The sequence below is a fragment of the Vibrio sp. A2-1 genome, from assembly GCF_021728355.1.
GTDB classification, from domain to species: domain Bacteria; phylum Pseudomonadota; class Gammaproteobacteria; order Enterobacterales; family Vibrionaceae; genus Vibrio; species Vibrio splendidus_K.
In genome coordinates this window covers 1,728,680-1,752,178 of the sequence record NZ_JAKKCO010000001.1, presented here as the reverse complement: position 1 = coordinate 1,752,178, position 23,499 = coordinate 1,728,680, and the positions used below count along the sequence as shown (strand labels likewise).

Sequence of the window (23,499 nt, the reverse complement as noted above, 5' to 3'; positions counted from 1 at the left end):
TATCCTTCTCGATACAAGTCATCTGTATCCCTGTCGCTTAGATGAAAAAATATTACGTTATGTTGTTGAACATGGTTCTTTTTCAGGGGTAAGACTTACTTTTAACTGTTTGGAGGACATCGGGTAGCCCAGATAATAACCTTGGGCTTGTTCGCAATTTAACGTTTTCAAAATTGACAACTGTTGAGCATTTTCAACCCCTTCAGCCACGACATTAATGCCAAACCCTCGCGCGATATCAATAATACCAGACGTTATGGCTCTAGAACGATAATCATCTTCTAACCCATTGATGTAACTGCGATCGACTTTGATTTCATCTACATCTAATTTGCTAAATATACCAAAAGAAGTGTAACCAACACCAAAGTCATCTATCGAAAAGGACACCCCTTGTTTTTTTAACGTCTGAACAGCGATTGCACACTGATCTATATCTTTCAAAATAGCGGTTTCAGTAATTTCAAGACAAAGTAAGCGAGCAAACTCGGGATCCTTTCGTAGATATTCATCCAGATGGTTCATGTCATCAACGCTATTTAGCTCTACCGCTGAAATATTGACCGAGACACTTTTAAGCTCATTTCCTAGCAAGCCATTAGCCCTAAGTTGTGACGCAGTCTTCTCTAGAACTAACGTAGTCAAATCACGACAAAAATGATTCTCTTCTGCTAGCGCGACAAAGATATCTGGTGAAACGACACCATAGCGCTCATGCGTCCAACGAGACAACACTTCCACGCCAGCGACAAATTTACTTTCAATGTTGTATTTAGGCTGAAACACAATATCAATCGCTTTGTCATCAATCGCTTTACGTAATTCTTGCACCATCTCTTGACGTTGACGTTCAAGCTCAGTGAGTTTTGGGTCATGGAACTCTATCGTATTCTTGCTTTTTTTTGCTTCAGTTAAGGCGTGGATTGCTGATGCCATAAGTTGCTTGGCATTATTTCCATCAGAGGGGAATAGAGCAGCGCCAATACAACAAGTGGCGTTGATATCATAACGATAAGCACATTGGTTAAATCTACGATGTACGAGAGCAATGTAGGATTCAATATCTTCCTTATCATCAAGTTTGACTAAACATGCGAAACCATCGGAATGTACCCGTGAAGAAAGTGGTTGATGCTCAATAGGAAGTTCAATCGATCGGGCGATGTCTTTTAAAAATAAATTCGTATTTTCGAACCCAATCTGATCAGCTACAGATTTGAAGTTATCAATATCGAGTAAGAAGAGGACATAATGGTCACTGGCCTGGGATTTTTTTAGCCTTTTGTTTAAATATCGATAAAAAACGGATGGGCTATGAAGCCCAGTGACACTATCAAGATCGTTAGCGCTCTCTAAATCTCGATTATTTTTCCGAACCATTACCCATAACAAAGCAGACGTTAGAATGATAAATACCAGGCCTTTGACTGTCTGTGCTAAGGCGTGTTCTCGCAAGTCATTTGATAGTGATTCAACCGCGAGATCAGAAAATAAAACCCATAAAGATGACAGTATTAAGTAACTGAATACTATGTTGGCCGGATATCTTTTTGTCTTGTTCATCGTTAGCTGCTATCTCTCAGTCTAATGTGTCATGACTTATATGTTATAAATTGCTCATAACGTAGCACCAACATAAATCGCAATCTACCGCTCGCGTTTTTATTTTTAACTTTTGTTTACCGATTTTCGTCATCACTCTGCGCGACGAAAACCTTTTAAGGCTAAAACATGGCAAGAACAATTTGTGTGAATATTAGCTCTTAGCCAAACTAAGAGCTGCCAATCGCTTTTGTTGATGTCGAGTAACTGTCATATGACTCTTCAATCACAATTGTATTTCGTCCTTTAAGCTTTGCTTGATAAAGCGCCCTATCAGCGCGATCGACACAGTCTTTCCACTTTTCATTTTCTGATAACAAGCTAATACCAAAACTAGACGTAATTGTTAGAGTTGGTTGTTGCTCAAGTTTGATCTTCTGAATTGCTGAGCGTAATTTCTCTGAAAGGGCTGCACACCAACTGCCAATGTTCTTGAAACAGTCGCTCGCAATGGGTGTCTTCGCTTTCGACCTTGCCGTTAGTCAGTTCGATATCAACATTCTGACAAGGGGTGGTTGATGGCCAGTCCACCAGCTGAATATCGAGCCTGATAAAAGAGTATTTTTTATAGAAGGGTGGCAGGCGAGGAAGGCTTCTAAACTTTTGAGCTGCTGGCTAACCGCCGCTTGAGTGACACAAAGCTCTCGGGCAGCCGCGCCAATGGAACCAATACGAGCAACAGCTTAGAACGCAACAAGAGCGCGTAGAGGGGGGTAACATGGCTCCATTGAGCGATAGATCCAAGCTCGCATCAGACTTATCTATTCTTTGATGTAGCGATCTTTGGAATAACGCAGCTCTAGAAAATGCAGATATTTGCGAAGCACGCACCGCTTAAAGACGTTGAAGAGAGTAAACCCATCACATCTAAAGTAAGAGTACTCGCTCTACTATTTTAATATGATGAGTTTCTAGAAATTAAGGCTAGACGTATTTAAATAGCGCTCTAGCCTAACTGAATAAAAGTCTGATAATTCCTCGTCTTCTTCATCGTGGCAATCTATACAGCTATCCTTAGGATCAAATTCTTCATGAGGAAGATGACACTCGACGCACTCCATCTCTTCGCTCTCTTTGTGCTTTAGATTATGCTGGCGCCCCTCTAGATGCCCAAAATCATCATGACACTCCACGCAGCTGTTATATTCAAACTCAAGATCGTCAGAAGGTTCCTCGTCTAGATGGCACTGCCCCACACATGTTTCATCCTTCAGGTGAATATTCGCTAGATTATGCTCATCTGGATTAGGTAAATCTTCAGCGACTACCAGAACGCATACTCCAGTAAGTAACACACCAATTAAATATTTAGTCGTACTCATAAAACTGGCTCCTTCTTACCGATGCGACTTAAGCGCTTTCTCACGCAGAATAGCTTCATGGCAGGTTGCACATAGCCCAATACGGAACTTCTTACTGATACCGATAATCGGGTCTGAATCTCGATGTAAATTGTGGCAGTTGGAACATGTTAATTTGGTGGCGTGTACATCGTGGGTCCACTCACTGGCCCTCAAGCTTTCTGGAGAATGACAGGCGATACACTTTTGGTTTTGTTCGAAAATTGGTAAGTCGATATGATCATCGAATGGAATCACACTCACTAGATCAGAATCTTTGGGGTGAGAACCTTTTCTGCCATGACAAGCCGTGCAGTTGTTGTAAAACTCGGTACTGGCATGTGCGCCTACAGAAGCGATGGCATCAATATTTTTAAGCAGACGCTTTTTTTGATGGCACCGTATACAACGCTTATTTTCCTTTATTAAAGTATGCATTCCCGCTTCATTGGTAATTTGGCTAGAAAACGGTTTTACATTATGGACAGCGGAATCCTGAACTGTTGGCTCAGAACAGAGCGATAACGGAATAAAGAATATACTCAACGTGGTCAACACAAATAAATAAGAAACATATTGAGTAACTGTTTTGACCATAATAGTACTCTTCTGTGAAGAAATGATTTGAGCCGATTATTTCGACACAAATCATTTCAGTTAGTGACGAGTGTTATACTTATTTAAACTCAAGATTTAACACACCACGATGGTATATGTGATTAATTTGAGAGTTATCAAAAACCGCAACACCAAATGGATATAATTGGCTCAAATCGTTAAATTGCACATCTTGCGTTTCTGAATTTTCACCAGTAGTGACAAGCTTACGCTTCATTTCAAGAGTCCAAATACCCTCTTTCCAAACGGCACCGACTTCGATATCACCACGAGAACCGGTAAATGGCTTACCCGTTAAACCTGGAATTCGTTCCAACTGATTGTAGTCAGGTGTAAATGGTTTCTTCCCTGAGTCTAAAATCAGTAACGTTTCATTAGTCAAGTTATCTGATACATAGGCTGGCTGGCCGTCTTTTACGTTATTAACGTACCCACCACCTGTTTTGCTGTCACCTTTACGTCCCCAACCTTTGTTTTGTTCTGGATCAGTATTGCTATCGACGTATTGGTCATCGAGCTGGTTATGAACCGCAGTTCTCACACCTTTCCAGTGCCACATATCAATAAACTCACCTTCACGATTGGTGTATTTCCGTGCAGGGTTCTTGTCATCACGCCCTGCGTTTTTTCCCTTTTTAGCTCTGTGACACGCAGCATTACACCCCTTATCAGAAAAGCCTTCAGCATTGATATTCCAATAGACCGCAAATTTGTCTTCGTAGTAGGTATTGTCATGTCCGGTGTCATCTTTATTTTTTAACTGTTTCCATGAACCATCCTCTTGCTTAATCCAAGGAAAGCGGTCAATACTTTTGGTCGGATCGGCATAACTAAACAAGAAATAAATGTATTCATCGTCATACATTGATTTCATTTCCACGCTGGTTTTTTTAATACCCTCATAGCCATTATTTGGCTTATACGGTAATTTATTCACCTTCTGAGTCAGCGGTTTAGCTTGATCCCAAACGGCATCAACGCTGCCATCGATAACTATATTTGAGGCAAGCTTACTGCTCTCTAGTATCTTATCTTTTGCTTGAACAGGACTGGCTGGAATGATCATAAGTACAGCCACGGCTGATAGCGTCATCATTGAGTACTTCATTATTACCCTCCTAAATCCCATTGCTCTATTTATATAATTAAGCGTAGGAATGAATTAGGCTTTTTCAATTGATCGATATCAACTTAAATACAAATAGACTAAATAGAAAAATAGATATTTAGAACTCAACAAATAGAGGGTAATTTTTGCAGAAACCTCAAATATTATAAATATCAATAGCTTTAGAGTGGCTCTCCGTAACGAATTCACAAATAATAATGGTTAGTATCGACTTCGAGCCTCAACGTTCATTTATAGGCAGCTAAAATTGCCTATAAATAGCCTTATCTAAAACAGAGATATAATAAAGGGACGTTAATCATATATTTATGTTCAACGTCCCTCTTCTTCTTTTTTTTAATCTTTATGCGCTATTTCTTAGATCCGTCATGTCTTCAAACCGCCATATCAGATCTCACAGTTAATCTATCTATTCTTTGATATAAAGATCCTTAGAATAGATGCGCCCTTCAACGTTGTTCTTAGCAAAACCACCGACACTTGGTCGCACTAGGCGAGCCTGCATGTAGTAATAGATTGGCGCGATAGGCATATCTTCAGCCAGTAACTGCTCCGCTTGATCATAGAAACCTTGGCGATCTTGCTCATTGGTTGCGGCTAATGCGCTGTCCATTGCAGAGTCGTACTTGTCGTTGTTGTAACGAGCAAAATTACCCGATGACTCAGAGCGCAATAGGCTCAAGAAGGTCGACGCTTCATTGTAGTCACCGCACCAAGACGCTCGCATCACATCGAAGTCACCTTGGCGACGTGATACTAGGTAAGATTTCCACTCTTGGTTCTCTAACTCAACTTGCGCGCCTAGGTTGCCTTTGAGCATTGAAGCGATAGCCACTGCAATCGACTTGTTCGATTCACTGGTGTTATAGAGCAATTTGAAATCTAATGGGTTAGACGCATCGTAGCCCGCTTCTTTCAACAGCTCTTTCGCCTTTTGGTCTCGTTCCTTTTGAGTCCATTCACTATATTCAGGCTGAGTCGCATCAAAGCCTGCCGTGTACTCATGGGCAAAGGTATAAGCCGGCAAGTTACCCACCTGAGTGACGCCATTGGTAATCACATCACGCATCATTGAGTAAGACACCGCTTTACGCACTCTCGCGTCATCAAACGGAGGTCGTGTGGTATTGAATGCGTAGTAATAAGTACACAGTAGAGGGACGGCGGTATAAGCGTCTTGATACTTTGTTTTCAGCTGTTGCGCCATATGTGTTGGTACATCAGACGTGATATCAACCTCACCCACCGCATAACGGTTAATCGAAGAATTTTGGTTCTCAAACGGAATGTATGTCACTTGAGTTAGGTTCGTATCTGAACTGTCCCAATAGTTAGGATTCTTCTTCAGTTCAATCCGTTCGTTCACCACCCACTCGTCTAAAACAAAAGCGCCATTCCCCACAAACTGCTTAGGATCGCTCCACGGCTTGTCGCTGTTTTCTAGCGTTGTCTTGTGAACTGGCATCATTGAGGTGTGGCCTGTCATCGCCACAAAGTAAGGCACTTTACTATCAAGCTCGAACTTCACCGTGTGCTTGTCAACGGCAGAGATACCTAACTCTTCAACGGGCTTCTTACCTTCCGCCACGTCAGCAATATTGCTGATTTGAGTAAGTTTAAGATACCAAACATTCGGCGAAGCCAGTTTCGGGTCGACCGCTCGTCTTATCGCATACACGAAATCATCGGCCGTCACCGGATCGCCATTCGACCATTGAGCGTCTTTACGTAGGTGGAATACAAACGTCTGGTTGTCTTCGGTTTCCCAAGATTCCGCAACACCCGGGGTGATATTGCCATCGCGATCTTGGATCACTAAACCTTCAAATAGGTCACGTAGAATGTGCATTTCAGGCAAGCCTTCTGCCTTGGCCGGGTCAAGCGTCGCAGCTTCTGCATCATTGGCACGCACCAAGTGTTGCTCTTTCGCCAGAGAAGTTCCGGCAGGCAATGTTTCAGCAACGGCAGTCACTGAGATAAAAGGGGTCAATAAAGATGAAATGATTAAAGCCGTTGAATGTTTCTTAAAATCCATGTTTTTTTGCTCTCCTAGCCTATCTTTGAAGCAAAGTAATAAAATTAACAATGCGACGGTTGACGAGTTTTGACGCTATGGTTTATTTAATAGAGGTCATCTAAATAGTAGTGACTATTTGATAGTACTTGATCAATCAGGAGATTAAGGTGAGTTTAATTCCAAGAACGGAAAGAGCTGCGTTTTCGATAAAGCCGCTGTCATATGGAAAATCGGTGTTGGGCGCACCCTTGCTCTACTTCCCCGCGCAAATAGAAAGCGAATCTCGCGGGCTAATTTTAGCAGGCACACATGGTGATGAAACCGCATCTATCGCAGGTTTGTCTTGCGCCCTAAGAAGTTTGCCTGCCGCCAACTTACGACACGATGTGATCCTGTCGATGAACCCAGATGGCAATCAACTAGGCACTCGCGCCAACGCAAATCAAGTCGATTTGAACCGCGCCTTTCCAACTCAGAACTGGACAGAAAACGGCACCGTCTATCGCTGGAGTTCTCACACCCCAGTCAGAGATGTAAAAGTAAAAACGGGACAAGCCGACCAACTTGAACCAGAAGTGCAATCGCTTATCAACCTCATCGAACAGCGCCAACCCAAGTTCGTCATCTCTTTCCACGAACCACTCGCTATGGTCGACGATCCAACCCAATCTGAACTCGCCATTTGGCTGGGTAAACAGTTCAACCTACCACTTGTCGAAGACGTCGATTACGAAACCCCAGGCTCATTCGGCACTTGGTGCCAAGAAAGAAACCTACCGTGCATCACCGTGGAGCTACCACCCGTTTCTGCGGATCTGACTATCGAGAAATATTTGGATGCGTTTGTGGCGGTGTTGGGGTGTGAGAGGGTTTAAATATACTTATCAGTGAATAGAAACGAGTTAATATTTTTTGCACGCACCAAGTATCGCTATACATTCGGTACTTTGGTAAAAATAAAAAGCCAGATTCCGATAGGATATTGAAATCTGACCTTACTAGTTGCTTATCAAAAAACACTTTAAGTGGACTATCTCAACTAGTGGCGCTGATAGCTAATCATTTGGCTTTCTTAACAACTCCTTGATTTCGCTTAGTTCTGACTTAAGTTCCGCTATCTCTTCCATAAGGTTATCGTTGTTATCACTTGCCATTTCATCTACAAAAATAGCATTAGCAAGAGAAAGTGCAATAAAGCCACCTAAAACTAAAACCACTATAACAAATGTATTTACAGCATAATAAGCATAAGGTTGGTTGAGTTCTTTTGCTGCTTCTGGTATCGCTCCCCAGTTTTCTATCGTAAAAATTCCAAAGATAGTATTCATTGAACGCAACGGATCACCGAAGTACTCAGGAATTACATTAGAAAACAGCGTAAAACCTAATAGCGAGAAAAACAGCAACTGCACAGCTAGCAATATCAAAACAGCTTTGGATGCCTTTAAAGCTCTTATAAGACCATTAACAATATGCTCAGTATTTGGCATAAGTCTGACAATTTTTATAAGCGATATTATTCTGAAAATTCTTAGGTAGATAACGCTTCCAAGAGCTTCATTTGGTAAGAACAAGAAGATCGAACTTATCATTACTATCGAGAAATCAAATTTATTGCCAAAAGTCGAGATGTATTTTCGCCAAGTTTGTTCTTTGATCTTGAAAAATGCTTCAAGAAAAAAGTAAGCAACGACTAGCCAATTTAAAGCATGTATAAGAGCTGAGTTACTATAACTACTAAAAAAGGCCAGTATTACAGCCATAACGATAGCTATAGCGTTGTATCGAGGTAACGTAAAATATTTCATATACAAAAAGGGAGGTCAAACCTCCCTTGCTCTATTTATTCAAATCTAGCTGCATTATCTAGCAACTTGTCAGATAAGCTGTAGATATCATCCAAGCTTTCAATTGGGTGGCGAGTTTCTTTTTTATCTTCACCAGTAATTCCAATATATTTTTGTTTCGCATTAAAGTGTAAACGACATAAAGGTTTACGGTTATTGTCATCGAGCAAAATACCAAAGTAACTTTGCGTGTCTCTTGCCGTAATACGTGAAACATCTAATTTTGCACGTAGAATGGCTTTAACAATATTGAAGCCGTCCGTTTCTTCTTCAGTCGTAACAACCCTTGGCTTATCTTCTTCGCCTTGCTCTAGTGTGATTTCTGTATCTACTACAGATTGAACTGGCGCTTGCGCCTTAATTGCAACTTCTTCATTAGTGCCAATCGCAGACTTTAAACGATCATTGATACTATCGTTAAGGAACTGTTTTAATGCTTTTGAGGTGATTTCAAGAAATTGAGCTTTAACTTTTGCAGTTTGAACACCATCATAAACTCTTGATGTGAAAAATTTTACAAAATCTTCTTCTGGGTTCTTAAACTGTACTTGTAGAACCTTCTTAATTTGATTTAGATATTTAAGCTCCCCCGCAGCATCGACAACAGAATCAACATCAAAAGATGATTTAGTTAGCTTCTTAACCTCTGGAACAATATGCTCATCGAGATCAGACATATTCAACGTTAAGAATGGCTTCTCGTCCATTTTGTTTGGAGCATCGAGATCTGTATAGAACTCATAAACTTCACCATTCGTAAGGATAGCGATACGAGCGTTCGTTACAGAGAAATAACGGAACAGTTGACTGGCGTGTTTAGTCGATAGCTTCTCTCCGAATTTTTTACATTCGATCAAGATTTGAACTTCACCATCTTTAAGCAGCGCATAATCTACTTTTTCGCCTTTCTTAGTACCTGTATCAGCATTAAACTCAGGGACGACTTCTGTTGGGTCAAAAACATCATAACCAAGAACTGAGTGTAGGAATGGCATAATCAATGCGTTCTTAGTTGCTTCTTCTGTTTCTAATGTTGCGCCAACTTGAACTATTTTTTTAGATAGCCCCTGTAGCCTTTCGATGAAATCCATAGCCTTACCTTTCTTAGTCTTTTGATAATTTATTTGTATATCATACCAAAAGGAAAAAATTGTTCTATAAATCCATTAAAAAAGTAGGCTTTAAGAACTATGAGCAAAAAAATTCGTTCATAAGAACAACAATTCTTTAAACATGGTAGTGATTAGTAGTTTTAAACTAGACAACCAGACCATAGTTAAACGCCTAAATGCGTTTGTTTCGAAGTCGTGGATAAGCCAGTTTTCTGAGAACACGCCTTAAGACCAACAAATAAGTGGCAAGCTTAGTCATACGGAATATTTCACAGGCCTATCTAAACGAACGTTAGGCGGCTCAATTTCCGTAGGGTGAACCTACTTAGATATGGATCGACATAGGCTAAATCTACGAACTGCATTACCATCTACTAAACAAACTCAATGACTCACCGAAGTAAAAAACAAGTTGATGACCACCATACCAAATCACATAGGCTATTAACTTACGTCCTATTTGTTTCCAATTAGTGCCTTCCATAGAAAGCTACCCAGAATGTTCTTACATTTTCTGAGTAACTCCCCCTCTTCGAACTCCTCTGAATACGCCTATTATTACAAATACGTAATAATCATTTTCTATTTAAGGGGATTATCAAAACATGCACTCACACCTATACTAGCTCCAACAAAACGAGAGAGCGGAAACAATTAAGCTCAACTACTCTTAACGGGTTGAAGCTAATTGCACAGTTATCCGCTGTACTGACATATATAGGAAGCATCCAATGACAATCGAAATTAAACCTGGTCAAACGCATATCAAATCAAAAGCAATGGTTGCTTGGGCAGCTGGCGAGCCACTAAAAATGGAAGAAGTTGATGTACAACTTCCTAAAGCTGGTGAGGTTCTAGTTCGCATCGTTGCTACTGGTGTTTGTCACACTGACGCATTCACATTATCAGGTGACGATCCAGAAGGTATCTTCCCTTCAATCCTTGGTCACGAAGGTGGCGGTATCGTTGAGATGATCGGCGAAGGCGTTACAAGTGTTGAGATTGGCGACCACGTTATCCCACTTTACACAGCTGAATGTGGCGAATGTAAGTTCTGTAAATCTGGTAAAACTAACCTATGCCAAGCGGTTCGTGAAACGCAAGGTAAAGGCCTAATGCCAGACGGTACAAGCCGCTTCTCTATCAATGGCGAAACAATTTTCCATTACATGGGTTGCTCTACTTTCTCTGAGTACACTGTACTTCCAGAAATCTCTCTAGCGAAAGTAAGCAAAGAAGCACCACTTGAAGAAGTTTGTCTTCTAGGTTGTGGTGTAACAACGGGTATGGGCGCTGTATTGAACACAGCTAAAGTTGAAAAAGGCGACAACGTTGCTGTATTCGGCCTAGGTGGTATCGGTCTTTCTGCAATCATTGGTGCTCGCATGGCTGGTGCTGACCGCATCATCGGTGTAGATATCAACGAGAGCAAATTCGAGCTAGCAAAACAGCTTGGCGCGACTGACTGCATCAACCCGACTAAATTCGACAAGCCAATCCAAGACGTTATCGTAGAGATGACAGACGGTGGTGTTGAGTACTCTTTCGAGTGTATCGGCAACGTAAACGTGATGCGTCAAGCACTTGAGTGCTGCCACAAAGGTTGGGGCGAATCAGTCATCATTGGTGTTGCAGGTGCAGGTCAAGAGATCGCAACTCGTCCATTCCAACTAGTGACTGGTCGTGTATGGCGTGGTTCTGCTTTCGGTGGTGTTAAAGGCCGCTCTGAGCTTCCAGAAATCGTAAACCGTTACATGGCGGGTGAGTTTGGTCTTCAAGAGTTCATCACTCACACTATGGGTCTACAAGACGTAAACGAAGCATTCGACCTAATGCACAAAGGTGAATCTATCCGTACTGTTCTACACATGGATAAGTAATTCTCCTTGGCCTCGGTTCTTTCGAGCATCGAGGCCAAAGCTATAAATGAAAAGCAACAAACTGTCTTCACCACCTCCTGCCCGGTGGGTGGTGAAACTTTAGATGATATAGACACGTTATTCCCCAAACCATCAACCTAACGGAGCACAATAGATGACAATCGAAAACATTAGCCAAGCAAAGGTTGCTGGTGGTTGGCACAAACAATACACCCACTTTTCTGCAACGCTTGACTGCAACATGCGTTTTGCGATTTTCTTGCCGCCTAACGCAAGTAAAGAAAACCCAGTTCCTGTTTTGTATTGGTTATCAGGCTTAACCTGTACCGATGAAAACTTCATGCAAAAAGCCGGCGCGTTCAAAGCTGCGGCTGAGCAAGGCATTGCTATTGTTGCCCCTGACACTAGCCCGCGCGGCGAAGGCGTTGCCAACAATGAAAGCTACGATCTCGGCCAAGGTGCAGGCTTCTATGTGAATGCCACTCAAGCACCATGGGACAGCCATTACCATATGTACGATTACGTGGTAACAGAGCTCCCAGCTTTGATTGAATCTTTCTTCCCAGTGACGTCTGTGAAATCCATTTCAGGTCACAGCATGGGCGGACACGGTGCCCTAACGATTGGCATCAAGAACGAAGATAGCTACCGTTCTATCTCCGCATTCAGCCCAATCACCAACCCAATGCAATGCCCTTGGGGACAAAAAGCATTCAACCAATACTTGGGCTTAGATATTGAAGAGTGGAAACATTACGACGCGTCTGAGCTTCTAAAAACCAAAGGCACTAAGCTGCCAATGTTGGTTGATCAAGGCGAAGCCGATAACTTCCTGATTGAACAGCTTAAGCCTGAGCAATTAGTCGAAGCCGCTAAGATAACCAATGCCGATTTAGAGCTACGTATGCAGCCAGGTTACGACCATAGCTACTTCTTCATCTCTAGCTTTATTGATGAACACATTGAGTTCCACGCAGCTTATCTGAACAAGTAGTCACACCGATTTAGCCCACACCTTGCAAAAGCGTGAGGTGTGGGCTTTTTTGTGCCTGCTATTTAGGCGAGCCCGCTGTACCTCAATAGCAGCAACAACGATTCACTCTTTCAAACACTCCGCTATACCAAAAAAAACAATACAACTAAAAGGTACGACTATGAGCTGGTTTTTCTTAATGATGGGCGTGATGGCGGAAGCACTTTCTCACGTAGCACTTAAAGCAACCGACGGTTTCAGTTTGTCTAAACCCATCCCTGCTCTATTGGTGATTTCAGGACACTTGGCGGCATTTCTATTTTTGAGCCAAGCCATGAAGGGGATGCCTGTAGGTGTGGTTCACTCTTTATGGGCGGGCTTGGCTATCGTAACCGTGAGCTTGATTTCTACATTTGTTTACCGCCAGCACCTCGATACTATGGTGTGGGTTGGTATGTTATTTGTGGCAGCAGGTGTTGTGATGATCAACCTATCTCAAGGTCACTCGCACTAGTGTAGATAGTGACTTATGAACAGTGTGTCAATTCATTCAAACTTCCTAACAGACAGGTGTCGCCTTCACTTATTCATACTCTTACAATCAACAAATCAAACCTGTTACCATAGCGTCTTCAACATCACCTATTTTGAAGGTTGCTATGAAAGCAATTAAGACTCTTTTCTTCCTGATGGTTTTACTGAGCGGTCTGTTTACTGCTTGGCTGTTTATCCCAATTCCAGCGACCATGGACAAGCAAACGCTCGATGTTCCATTAACGGAACCGTTCAAGCTTGTGGCGTACCGCAGCAACCCGAATAATGCGAGCAAGCCGCTGACTTACCACTACTATGTGATTTCAGATGTGGTTGGCGTGGACGATATGGACCCGTTCCTAGTTACCACAGACCAATTCGTGAAACTTGGCGAATTCGATGAGAACACGTTCAATTTAACGGTTAACGGCAAGATTGAGAGCTACACCAACGATTTGTGGATCAAAAAATCTGACGGCAAGCTTCAGCACTGGTACGTAAGTGTTGATGCAAACTATATTCGTTAGAGTAAACCTTAGATAAGATTCATCTTCAGACTGCGCTTTGGCTTCCAAGCGCAGTTTTTGTTTCAAGCCGCCCGCTTTACACTTCCCTACCTTTCCACTTTCACCCGTGACTGCCGTACTCTTAAAAATGCTACAAGCAGAGCAGGTTTTATAAGCCCTTAAGATGTTATAAGCTCCACCTATGCTCGACTCCCTATAAATCAAAAATAATAAAGGATCACCCGTGGAATTTACGCTCGACAAATTTAACGGCATCATCATCGACCCAGCAACAGCCCCTCACGATGCTGACTCATTCAATGCCGAACTTAGCGAGATCACCGAATTTTCAAAGCAAAATAACAAAGGTATCATTTGGATTAGTTTGCCTATTTCAGTCTCGCACCTTATTCCGGGAGCGACTGAGCTAGGCTTCGTGTTTCACAACTGCTTAGAAGACGAGATTACACTGATTCATAAATCCGAGATGGTAGAATTTGTGCCTTTCATTCCGACCCACACCTTGGGCGCTGGCGCGTTGATCACCAACGAACATAACCAAGTGCTGATGATTAAAGAGCACAGTATGACTGGCTACAAGTTACCTGGCGGCCATATTGAATTGGGTGAAGGCATAGAAGAGTCTGTGGTTCGGGAAACATTGGAAGAAACCGGTATCGAAGCCACGTTCGTTTCGGTGGTTGGCATGGCGACAAGACACCCGTATCAATTCGGTAAATCAAACCTCTACTTTATTTGTCACCTTATCGCTCAAACTCAAGATATCGCGATTCAAGACACTGATGAAATTGCAGAAGCTAAATGGATTGATGTTGAAGAGTATATTAACAACCCCGACAGCTACCCGTTTAACCGCCAGTTGGTCGGTACTCTGATCGGAAAGCAAGGTTTAGAGCTCACTCAGCTAGAAGGCAACTATGGCCCTGTCCATAAGCCCGAGATCTTCTTTTCGAAAAGCTAGACCAATTCAAACATAAAAACGCCCAACTCAATTGAATTGGGCGTTTTGCTTTCACTTTTTATTTTTCTTAATTAAGCCAACTGCGTTGTTAGTTATTCTTTGTACCCATGATTCATTCTCATACTTTTAGAACGAACCTGTATTAGAAGAAGCCCAACGGATTAGTATCGTAGCTGATCAACAGGTTCTTAGTGTTTTGGTAGTGGTCGAGCATCATCTTGTGTGTCTCACGGCCGATGCCTGATTTCTTATAACCACCAAACGCGGCATGTGCTGGATAAGCGTGGTAACAGTTCACCCAAATACGACCCGCTTCAATGTTGCGCCCCATGCGATACGCTAGGTTTGCATCACGCGTCCACACGCCTGCACCTAAGCCATATTCGGTGTCATTGGCAATCTCTAGCGCTTCTGCTTCATCTTTAAACGTCGTTACAGCGATAACAGGGCCGAAGATCTCTTCTTGGAAGACACGCATCTTGTTGTGCCCTTCCAGCATGGTTGGCTGAATGTAGTAACCGTTGCCGAGATCATCTGGTTGCTGCGCAATTTCACCACCTGTTAGCACTTTCGCACCTTCTTGACGACCGATTTCTAGGTAGCTAAGAATCTTATCGAACTGTTCTTTAGAGGCTTGTGCGCCAACCTGCGTATCAGTATCTAACGGGTTACCTTGTTTAATAGTTTGAGCACGCTCGACCACCTTGGCGATGAACTTGTCGTACACCGATTCATGGATCAACACACGTGATGGACAAGTACACACTTCACCTTGGTTGAAGAACGCAAGCAGCATGCCTTCGACACACTTATCGAGGTATTCGTCTTCATGGTTAAAGATATCTGGGAAATAGATGTTTGGAGACTTACCGCCAAGCTCAACCGTTGATGGAATCAAGCTTTCTGCGGCACATTTCAGAATATGATGTCCAACTTCAGTTGAGCCAGTAAACGCCAACTTAGCCAAACGATCGCTAGTTGCTAATGCTTGGCCTGCTTCGCTACCAAAACCATTCACGATGTTGACGACGCCTGCAGGTAGAAGATCGGCGATCTTTTCCATCATCACTAAGATCGATGTCGGTGTTTGCTCGGCTGGCTTCATCACCACACAACAGCCCGCAGCAAGTGCTGGTGCCAATTTCCAAGCCGCCATTAAGATAGGGAAGTTCCAAGGAATGATCTGCCCCACCACACCAATCGGTTCTGGAAAGTGGTAACTCGCGGTGTTTGAATCGAGCTCAGCTGCGCTGCCTTCTTGCGCTCGAATACAACCCGCAAAGTAACGGAAGTGATCGACAACCAAAGGAATGTCTGCTGCTAAGGTTTCACGCACAGGCTTGCCGTTTTCCCACGTCTCGGCGACTGCGATTTCTTCAAGGTTCGCTTCAATGCGGTCGGCAATTTTAAGCAGGATGTTGGAGCGCTCAGTCACACTGGTCGAAGCCCAACTAGCACGAGCAGCATGCGCGGCATCAAGTGCCAAGCTAATGTCCGCCTCGGTTGAACGCGCCACTTGGCAATACACCTGACCATTCACTGGGGAAGTGTTATCAAAATACTCGCCGCTGACAGGCTTCACCCACTCGCCACCGATAAAATTATCGTATTGCGCTTTAAAGTTAACCACTGCGTTATCACTACCCGGCTGTGCGTAAATCATAGTTAGATCCTTCTTAGATTTTTAGTCGTTGCTCATTCGTTATTGAGCTTATGTTGTCGAGCTAGCATGGCGGCTTCCCTTGAGAAGAGATCTCGAGAGAAGAAAGCTCGTAAGAAGAGAGCCACCATGTTTATGCTTTCTGTTTAAAACACTGATACTTCGTGTTTTCTTCACAACAGTAACAACGCAAATCACACGCCAGAACTTCAAAACTTGTTGTTAATAAATTGTAAAACTATGATTACCAAACGTTTACAACCCTAAGTGAGTTGGCATTGAACGGACGTATGGAAACCACTCCAGTGTTCAACTGTTCCAAATTGGCACACCCTCACTGTTACGACATGGAACAGTCATGCACCTTCAACAAGCAAACACCTCAGATTGGCTTTCATCCTCTTGGCACCGCAGCACAGAAGCGGGTCTAAAACAGAGACGACTCCCCGAAGACATTCGCCTGCCACAATCGATTCTTAAACAGCGACGTCATCAATCATCTGACTTGATTCACATCGTCGAACGTAATGCTCTTCCTTTGTTCAATCAGATGTTTGCTCGTACCGACAGTCGTTTGATTTTGACGGACATTGAGGGCGTGATTCTGGCGAGTTGGGGACAAGAGCGGTTTAAAGAGAAGCTGACGTCAATTGCGCTCAGCTCAGGAGCGTGTTGGCAGGAACAACTTAAAGGCACCAACGCGATTGGCACTGCGATTGTTGAAGCCAAGCCAGTATCTATCATTGGTGAGCAGCACTTCATCCACCAGCATCGATTTATCAGTTGTTCAGCAAGTCCGGTGTTCGATCACCAAGGCCAAATGGTTGGCATATTGGACATCACCAGTGAGCAGCAACAGCACGACAGTTCGGTGCAATTACTGGTTCAAAATATGGTTCAACTCGTTGAGAATCAGCTACTGAGTCACATCCCGCAAGGTACCACTCGTATTGACCTCGCGTGTGAGAAATCACTACTGCACAGTGGTTGGCAAGGGATAGTGATAGCCAATGAAGCTGGTGAGGTAGTGGCGCACAATCAAGTCGCCTCTCAGCTGCTGGATCAAACCTCAATCGTCGGCGAATGCATCGATACCCTCTTCAACCGAACCTCATTAGACACGCCCTTTGTGTTTGAGAAACAACACCTCAAGCAACCAACCACCAAACGCACGCGCTCCATTTCAGCATCGTGTGATCTGCACCATGGCGAACAACAAATAGAACACGCTTGGCAACAAGCCAATAAGGTTATTGATAAAGGGATCAGCCTATTAATCCTAGGAGAAACAGGGGTCGGAAAAGGCGAATTTGTTAAAGCATTACACCAACAAAGCCAGCGTAAATCTTCGCCCTTAGTAGCGGTGAATTGCGGTGCGCTACCCAAAGATCTTATCGAATCCGAACTGTTTGGTTACGCGCCGGGGGCTTTTACGGGCGCAAGCCACAAAGGTTTCCAAGGTAAGATCCGCCAAGCAGACAAGGGTATTCTGTTTCTCGATGAAATTGCCGACATGCCATTGGAGGCTCAATGCCGATTGCTGCATGTTCTGCAAGATAAGTCAGTCGTCCCTGTTGGCTCAAATCAGAGCTACCAAGTCGATTGTCAGATCATCGCTGCCACGCATAAAAACCTAGAACAGTTAGTTGTGACAGGAGAGTTTCGACAAGATCTTTATTATCGCCTGAACGGCTTAGCCTTCACTTTACCAAGCCTGCAACACCGACAAGATAAGCACGCCTTAATCGAGCACATTCATAGTAAATACGCCGAAGATGAGCAAACAATCTGCCCGCACTTAATGAGCTTACTGTGCGCCTATTCTTGGCCGGGCAACATACGTGAATTAGACAATTTACTTAAGGTCGCCACCCTACTCGCGAGTGATGAAGCAATACTCACACTAGAGCACGTACCGAGTCACCTCGCTCAACACCTCACGTCATTAGCGCAAGATAATCAGCATCAACTGACGACTCCTAATACCATCAAAGACACAACGAATAGCGATTTAAGAAGTACCGTTGAAGAAACCTTACTGCAAACGTATCAAGCGAACCAAGGCAACATCAGTAAGACTTCGCGAATACTCGGCATCAGCCGCAATACCATTTATAGAAAGCTAAAGAGCTTGGGGATTCTTCAATAAAACATGAACAATGATTTGGATGCTCTGATTGAGCACCCAAAGTAGAAACACACACTTTATAAGTGGACATACTGTGCTTCGAACCAAATTAAAGTGTGAGCAAAGTCACGTAATAAGTAATCCATATTCAGGACACCCTCAAACTACAACCTCTTGATTTACCGACAAATAAATATCATTAATAAATTTAAAAGATCAATGAATACAAATAGCTAATGAAATACTAACGGCCATTTACTTACCTTATAGAACCCGCCTGCAAGATATAAATCTGAGCACTATGCAATCCTATTTATAATTTTGATCACCCTATTCTTTTTATGTTCATTATTTTGAATTTTCCATTCACTTATCTTGTTTAAAATCTCTGGGAAATTACCAATATTTGGCTATAGGGATCATATGTTTAACAGTATACGTACGCGAATTGCGGTGAGTGCAGGTGGAGCAATGGCTTTCACTCTGTTGATCGCAATGGGCATGACCACCAGCGCATTTACCGATGTGAACAAACAAGTCACTGAAAAAGTAAAGACGCAGCTGACAGAAGCCACAACGACAGATTTGCAAAACACAGCCATTCAACAAGGTTTAAACATTGCCAACCAACTTGACCCTGTACTAGCAAACCTTAAGCAAGCACGATCTATTATCGAGTTAAGTTCAGAAACCAACGCAAGCGCAGACCTTATCGTTAAACAGTTTACTGCCGCCTTGGAAGCACAAAACAAAGCTGTATTTGCGGGTTACATGGTGTGGGAGAACAAGACTTGGCCACAACAAACCGATCTGAATAACGAGATCAGCTTGGACACCGAATTAGGTTTTAACAGTCAGGGCTACCTTGCGCCTTTCTTCTCTCCAAATGATCAGAACAGCTTTGATGCCGTCGCAATGGAGAGTTTCAGCAATACCGAACTTAACAGCAACGGTGAGCGCAAAGACGACTGGCACTTAATGCCATACCAAACCGGTAAGACATTTGTGATGGAACCCTATTTCTATCCAGTTCGCGGTAAGCAAGAGCTCATCACTACCATCAGCCAACCAATCAAACAAGACGGAAAAATCATTGGCTCAATTGGCTTTGATTTGTCTTTGTTCGAGCTTCAAAGCCAAAGTGAATTGCTTGCACGTAACTTGTTTGATGGCGAAGGAAAAATCCTTATTACATCATGGAAAGGCATAACTCTCGCCAACAGCCGAGCTGGAAACATGGTGGGTAAAAGAGTCTCTTCTGAATTGGAATCCGAATGGTCGACAATTCAATCTATCGCTAAACGAGAAGGTGCAGGCCTTGTTAATTTCGGCGGCGATGAGTACGCAATAACAGCCATTGATACGAGTGATGCGCCATGGGTAGTCATGGTATCCGTTCCCAGTAGTCACCTTACAAAAAGCGTCGACGACTACACGCAATGGAGTGATGCACAGAATTCAAAAGCACTTGAAAAAGGTGTGTGGGCGGGGATCATCGCAGCTATTCTAGGTATTGCCTCAATGGCATTCATTGCCAATTCTCTGGGCAAGGTTCTAAACAATTTAGTAGAGCGTTTTAAAGATGCTGCACAAGGCGAAGGCGACTTAACTTACCGCATTGAAGTGAAAGGAAAAGATGAAACCGCTCAGCTTGCACACTGGTTCAATACCTTCCTATCTCGTATGCAAGAGATGCTACTTACCGTGATGGTAACGGCCGACCAAGTAGATAAAAACGCAACAGAAGGCCAAGCTCGTGCTGAAGTTTCACGTGACCAGTTGAACTCTCAGGTTAACGAGGTGAACTCACTTGCCACAGCCATTAATGAAATGAGTGCGACTGCGCAAGAAGTGGCAAGCTCAGCCGTTCAAGCAGCCGCAGCAGCAAGCCAAGTACAAAGCAACAGCCTTAATGGCATGACACGCATGGACAATGCCGCCAGCGCTGTAGACAGCTTGGCTGTTCAGGTCAATGACGCACAGCAACAAACGCAAAATTTGGTCGATTCGAGTACTGCTATTCAAGGCATCTTGAGCGAGATTGGTGGTATTGCAGAACAAACCAACCTACTTGCGCTCAATGCCGCAATTGAGGCTGCACGTGCGGGTGAAGCAGGACGAGGCTTTGCTGTCGTGGCAGATGAAGTACGTAACCTCGCAAATCGCACTCAAGGCTCGACAGAAGAGATTCGCTCGATGCTGGCTCGCCTAGAGCAAGAGACTCAATCTATCGTGATATTGATGGAGCAAAGCCAGAAGCAAGCGAATGACACCAAAGGCGAAACCCAAGCAGCACATCTCGCCTTGTCGGAAATCAACCAAGCGATTGAAGTGATCAACGACATGAACAATCAGATTGCTTCCGCGGCTGAAGAGCAAAGCTCAGTATCAGAAGAGATTAACCGCAATGTAGTGATCATCAATGACACCGCTGTGGAAGTGATGGGCACCATGACATCATCAGTAGCAATCAGTAATGAGCTGACAGTGAAAGCCGGAGATTTGCACGGTGAATTGAGTAAGTTTAAGCTCTCTTAACGCACGTTCAGTCTTCCATAAAAATAAGGCCGAGAAACACCATGTTTTCTAAGAAACACAATGTTTTCGGCCTCTTCATTTCTTAATTCCCGCTCAGCTCCAAACTCATCGATTGCAGTTCATCTATTAAATCTTACGGAACAAAACTAATCAGACTCTAATTCCACAAGTTGATTGAGCACTTCTTTGTCTAACACCGGGTGATGTTTGCTCGCTAAGATCAGCACAATATCGACCGAGGGTAACGGCGGCATATCTCCAAGAATTTTCAAATCCGGAGTCACGCTAAGCTTACCCATAGCACCAATCGCTAAACTCGCTTTAACAATTGCTCGCTGCGCAGAAGCCGTGTTACTGCACGCCAACAACTGATAAGGCGTACCTTGCTTAGTTAAACCATTCACCGCCGCCGCATGATATTTACAGTCCGTTTGAAACAAGGCTAATGGAACAGGCTTGGAACCATCAAATACAAACTCAGGGCTGCTAATCCACACTCCGACATCATGAGTCAGCCAATACCCCTCTTCGCTGTCGGGCGCTCGAGTGACAATTGCGGCATCTAAACGGCCGTCATCCAACCACTCTCTCAGCGTAATGCTGGGCAGGCTGAATATTTGGATTGAGCACGTAGGCTCTGCTTGCTGTAACAGGCGAATCACTTTCGGAAGAATGGTGTCGTTGTAATCTTCAGGGCAACCTAATCTTAAGGGCTGTTTGTCTTCATAACGCTTTACTTGTTTAAGCGCGGTATTGTGAAGGGCGACCAACTGTTCAGCATGAGAACGCAGCGCTAAGCCCGCTTCAGTCAGTATTAAATTACGTCCTTCTTTTTGGAAAAGAGTGACGTTGAGTTCTTCTTCCAACTTACGCATCTGAGCACTGAATGCCGATTGGGTGCGGTTGATCTGCTTCGCGGCACGCGTGAAGCTGCTGGTTTCCACAAACGCGAGAAAGCCTCGCAACGCATCAATATCCATATCGAAATCACCACCCATCGTTTTTATTAATGTATTGCATCAAAATTATCCGTTAGTGCCTCGCAATACAATCCCCTAAGCTCAAAAGCATACCCACCAAACGCAAGGAAGCAACGATGCAGCTTTATATTGGAAACCAAAACTACTCAACTTGGTCACTGCGCGCATGGCTAATATTCGACAACTACAACCTCAATGCCGAAGTCATTAAGCTCAAGCTTTTCACCTCTGATTTCTACGACACTCTGGCTAAAGTGACACCAACGGCCAAGGTTCCAACCCTAGTTGATGGTGACGTTGCGGTGTGGGATTCATTGGCGATTCTCGAATACGTTAACGACGCCCACTTGAACAGTGCAGCGTGGCCTAGCTCAGTGAAAGAACGCGCCCATGCCCGAGCTATTTCCGCAGAAATGCACTCTGGATTTTTTGCCGTCAGAAATGAAATGCCAATGAATTGCCGCGCACAACGAAAGCTAAAACTCAGTGAAGATGCACTGAAAGACATCGCTCGTATCGATGCAATATGGTCAGCGCAAATGGATCTGTACCCAGAGGGATGGTTGTTTGGTGAATGGTCGATTGCCGATGCGATGTTTGCACCAGTGGCGCTACGCGTAGAAACCTATGGCATCAAACTTTCAAAGAAGGCATCACAGTATCAGCAACGCGTGCTTAACAGTCCATCAATACAAAAATGGCTAGCAGAAGCGAGCTTAGAAACCGATGTTGTTGAAGAGGACGAGGCAGGCAAGCCTGTATAAATAGTTAGCAATGAGTCTCGATAAGGGCATCGAGACTCATTCATTATTAGATAATTAGAAAGCGATTTCCTTACCGGCTACTCTTCAGCAACGCTGTCTTGATGATCATTCGGTTCAAACTCCAAAATATCACCAGGTTGGCACTCTAAAACTTCACACAGCTTATCGAGTGTCGATAGCCTTACCGCTTTAGCTTTACCATTTTTTAATACTGATAAGTTGGCTTCAGTAATCCCAACTTCTTTTGCCAATGTCTTCAATCGCATTTTTCGTTTGGCCATCATAATGTCTAAATTAATGCGGATAGTCATGACAAGTCCTTTAAATGGTTTGGCTATGTTCGTCAGCCAGAATATAACCTTCTTTCATCACCCATGAGATGATCAAAATAATTATACCCAATATCAGTGTTAAAAAGTCCATACCAACAAAACTAATCTCGAAGATACGTTCACCTGGTGGATTATTGAACGACAGAATCACTGACATCAATGAACCATAGATAACTGAACCTAATACCCAATAAAACAGGCTATATCCGAGCTTCTGGTAGGACATTGCGTTTTCTAAAGAGAAGATTTCACCTCGCTCATAGTTACGGAATAAACGTATCAGAACCATCAGTGCGTACATAAGGATGCTGGACATCAATAAGCCTGTGAACGCAGCAACGATTCTTGTTGTCATAGTAAGCGGCAACATCGTGAAATACCCGATGTCGTAGGTAAGATAAAAAATGCCCGTCGCACTAATAAAGTCATAGGGAGTCTCAACTGTTAGCCAGAAGTAGCACACCATTATAGGGGTAAGTACAAAAAGGGATTGCAATAGCATACGTACGCGTCGGCTTTGTTTTTGGATGTTAGACATACTTATATTCCTGTTGAAT

20 protein-coding genes and 2 pseudogenes are annotated in these 23,499 nt (G+C 43.5%); 9 read left to right on the top strand and 13 right to left on the bottom strand.

From position 1 onward, the window contains the following. Nucleotides 1–57: 57 nt before the first annotated feature. The 7 genes and pseudogenes from L3V33_RS07385 to L3V33_RS07355 form a co-directional block, all read right to left on the bottom strand. The gene (locus tag L3V33_RS07385) at nt 58–1,563 is read right to left on the bottom strand and encodes a bifunctional diguanylate cyclase/phosphodiesterase (protein ID WP_146455515.1); all 1,506 of its coding nucleotides are present in this window, start codon (nt 1,561–1,563) and stop codon (nt 58–60) included. Between the two features lie 209 nt (nt 1,564–1,772). Next, nucleotides 1,773–2,015 (bottom strand): annotated as a pseudogene (locus L3V33_RS07380) (diguanylate cyclase); the annotation flags it as partial. Then, nucleotides 2,008–2,273, bottom strand: a pseudogene (locus tag L3V33_RS23240) (LysR family transcriptional regulator); the annotation flags it as partial. The pseudogenes L3V33_RS07380 and L3V33_RS23240, both read right to left, overlap by 8 nt. 240 nt (nt 2,274–2,513) lie before the next feature. After that, the gene (locus L3V33_RS07370; RefSeq protein WP_237290113.1) at nt 2,514–2,924 is read right to left on the bottom strand and encodes a cytochrome c3 family protein; all 411 of its coding nucleotides are present in this window, start codon (nt 2,922–2,924) and stop codon (nt 2,514–2,516) included. Between the two features lie 15 nt (nt 2,925–2,939). Further along, entirely contained in the window at nt 2,940–3,539 is a 600-nt protein-coding gene (locus tag L3V33_RS07365) for a cytochrome C (protein WP_237290112.1), read from the bottom strand. Between the two features lie 79 nt (nt 3,540–3,618). Further along, the gene (locus tag L3V33_RS07360; RefSeq protein ID WP_237290111.1) at nt 3,619–4,668 is read right to left on the bottom strand and encodes an ethylbenzene dehydrogenase-related protein; all 1,050 of its coding nucleotides are present in this window, start codon (nt 4,666–4,668) and stop codon (nt 3,619–3,621) included. 430 nt (nt 4,669–5,098) lie between these two features. Then, nucleotides 5,099–6,724 (bottom strand): ABC transporter substrate-binding protein, encoded by a 1,626-nt coding sequence (locus L3V33_RS07355; protein ID WP_237290110.1) that lies wholly within the window; start codon nt 6,722–6,724, stop codon nt 5,099–5,101. Nucleotides 6,725–6,873: 149 nt separating this feature from the next. Between L3V33_RS07355 and mpaA the strand changes: the two genes are divergently transcribed. Beyond that, nucleotides 6,874–7,581, top strand: a complete 708-nt coding sequence (gene mpaA / locus L3V33_RS07350) for a murein tripeptide amidase MpaA (RefSeq protein ID WP_237290109.1) — start codon at nt 6,874–6,876, stop codon at nt 7,579–7,581. Nucleotides 7,582–7,761: 180 nt separating this feature from the next. Here the strand turns inward: mpaA and L3V33_RS07345 are convergent, their stop codons facing one another. Both L3V33_RS07345 and L3V33_RS07340 read right to left on the bottom strand, forming a co-directional pair. Beyond that, nucleotides 7,762–8,469 (bottom strand): ion transporter, encoded by a 708-nt coding sequence (locus tag L3V33_RS07345; protein ID WP_237290108.1) that lies wholly within the window; start codon nt 8,467–8,469, stop codon nt 7,762–7,764. A gap of 80 nt (nt 8,470–8,549) precedes the next feature. After that, nucleotides 8,550–9,644 carry a type I restriction endonuclease gene (locus L3V33_RS07340; protein ID WP_237290107.1) on the bottom strand — a complete coding sequence of 365 codons (1,095 nt, stop codon included), beginning with the start codon at nt 9,642–9,644 and terminating at the stop codon, nt 8,550–8,552. Nucleotides 9,645–10,396: 752 nt separating this feature from the next. Between L3V33_RS07340 and L3V33_RS07335 the strand changes: the two genes are divergently transcribed. The 5 genes from L3V33_RS07335 (at nt 10,397) to L3V33_RS07315 (ending at nt 14,540) form a co-directional block, all read left to right on the top strand. Further along, nucleotides 10,397–11,545, top strand: coding sequence for an S-(hydroxymethyl)glutathione dehydrogenase/class III alcohol dehydrogenase (locus L3V33_RS07335; RefSeq protein ID WP_017064961.1), 1,149 nt, complete (start codon nt 10,397–10,399; stop codon nt 11,543–11,545). A gap of 154 nt (nt 11,546–11,699) precedes the next feature. Then, complete coding sequence (fghA, locus tag L3V33_RS07330) at nt 11,700–12,539, top strand: S-formylglutathione hydrolase (protein WP_171314337.1); 840 nt, start codon at nt 11,700–11,702, stop codon at nt 12,537–12,539. 160 nt (nt 12,540–12,699) lie between these two features. Then, complete coding sequence (locus tag L3V33_RS07325) at nt 12,700–13,032, top strand: multidrug efflux SMR transporter (protein WP_012601126.1); 333 nt, start codon at nt 12,700–12,702, stop codon at nt 13,030–13,032. Between the two features lie 145 nt (nt 13,033–13,177). Further along, nucleotides 13,178–13,579 (top strand): hypothetical protein, encoded by a 402-nt coding sequence (locus L3V33_RS07320; RefSeq protein WP_237290106.1) that lies wholly within the window; start codon nt 13,178–13,180, stop codon nt 13,577–13,579. Nucleotides 13,580–13,802: 223 nt separating this feature from the next. Then, complete coding sequence (locus tag L3V33_RS07315; protein WP_237290105.1) at nt 13,803–14,540, top strand: NUDIX domain-containing protein; 738 nt, start codon at nt 13,803–13,805, stop codon at nt 14,538–14,540. Between the two features lie 142 nt (nt 14,541–14,682). On the opposite strand, the gene L3V33_RS07310 is transcribed toward L3V33_RS07315, so the two are convergent. Then, on the bottom strand, nt 14,683–16,203 hold the full coding sequence (locus L3V33_RS07310; protein ID WP_016785531.1) for an aldehyde dehydrogenase family protein: 1,521 nt from the start codon (nt 16,201–16,203) through the stop codon (nt 14,683–14,685). A gap of 355 nt (nt 16,204–16,558) precedes the next feature. On the opposite strand from L3V33_RS07310, the gene L3V33_RS07305 reads away from it, so the two are divergent. Next, nucleotides 16,559–18,349, top strand: a complete 1,791-nt coding sequence (locus L3V33_RS07305) for a sigma-54-dependent Fis family transcriptional regulator (protein WP_237290104.1) — start codon at nt 16,559–16,561, stop codon at nt 18,347–18,349. Nucleotides 18,350–18,751: 402 nt separating this feature from the next. Next, entirely contained in the window at nt 18,752–20,866 is a 2,115-nt protein-coding gene (locus L3V33_RS07300; RefSeq protein ID WP_237290103.1) for a methyl-accepting chemotaxis protein, read from the top strand. Between the two features lie 146 nt (nt 20,867–21,012). Here the strand turns inward: L3V33_RS07300 and L3V33_RS07295 are convergent, their stop codons facing one another. Then, the gene (locus L3V33_RS07295; RefSeq protein ID WP_237290102.1) at nt 21,013–21,864 is read right to left on the bottom strand and encodes a LysR family transcriptional regulator; all 852 of its coding nucleotides are present in this window, start codon (nt 21,862–21,864) and stop codon (nt 21,013–21,015) included. Between the two features lie 98 nt (nt 21,865–21,962). On the opposite strand from L3V33_RS07295, the gene L3V33_RS07290 reads away from it, so the two are divergent. Beyond that, entirely contained in the window at nt 21,963–22,610 is a 648-nt protein-coding gene (locus L3V33_RS07290) for a glutathione S-transferase family protein (RefSeq protein WP_054546227.1), read from the top strand. A 77-nt stretch (nt 22,611–22,687) separates the two neighbouring features. On the opposite strand, the gene L3V33_RS07285 is transcribed toward L3V33_RS07290, so the two are convergent. Then, complete coding sequence (locus L3V33_RS07285) at nt 22,688–22,921, bottom strand: helix-turn-helix transcriptional regulator (protein WP_017054877.1); 234 nt, start codon at nt 22,919–22,921, stop codon at nt 22,688–22,690. A 10-nt stretch (nt 22,922–22,931) separates the two neighbouring features. After that, nucleotides 22,932–23,480, bottom strand: coding sequence for a DUF2975 domain-containing protein (locus L3V33_RS07280; protein WP_054546226.1), 549 nt, complete (start codon nt 23,478–23,480; stop codon nt 22,932–22,934). Nucleotides 23,481–23,499: the final 19 nt, after the last annotated feature.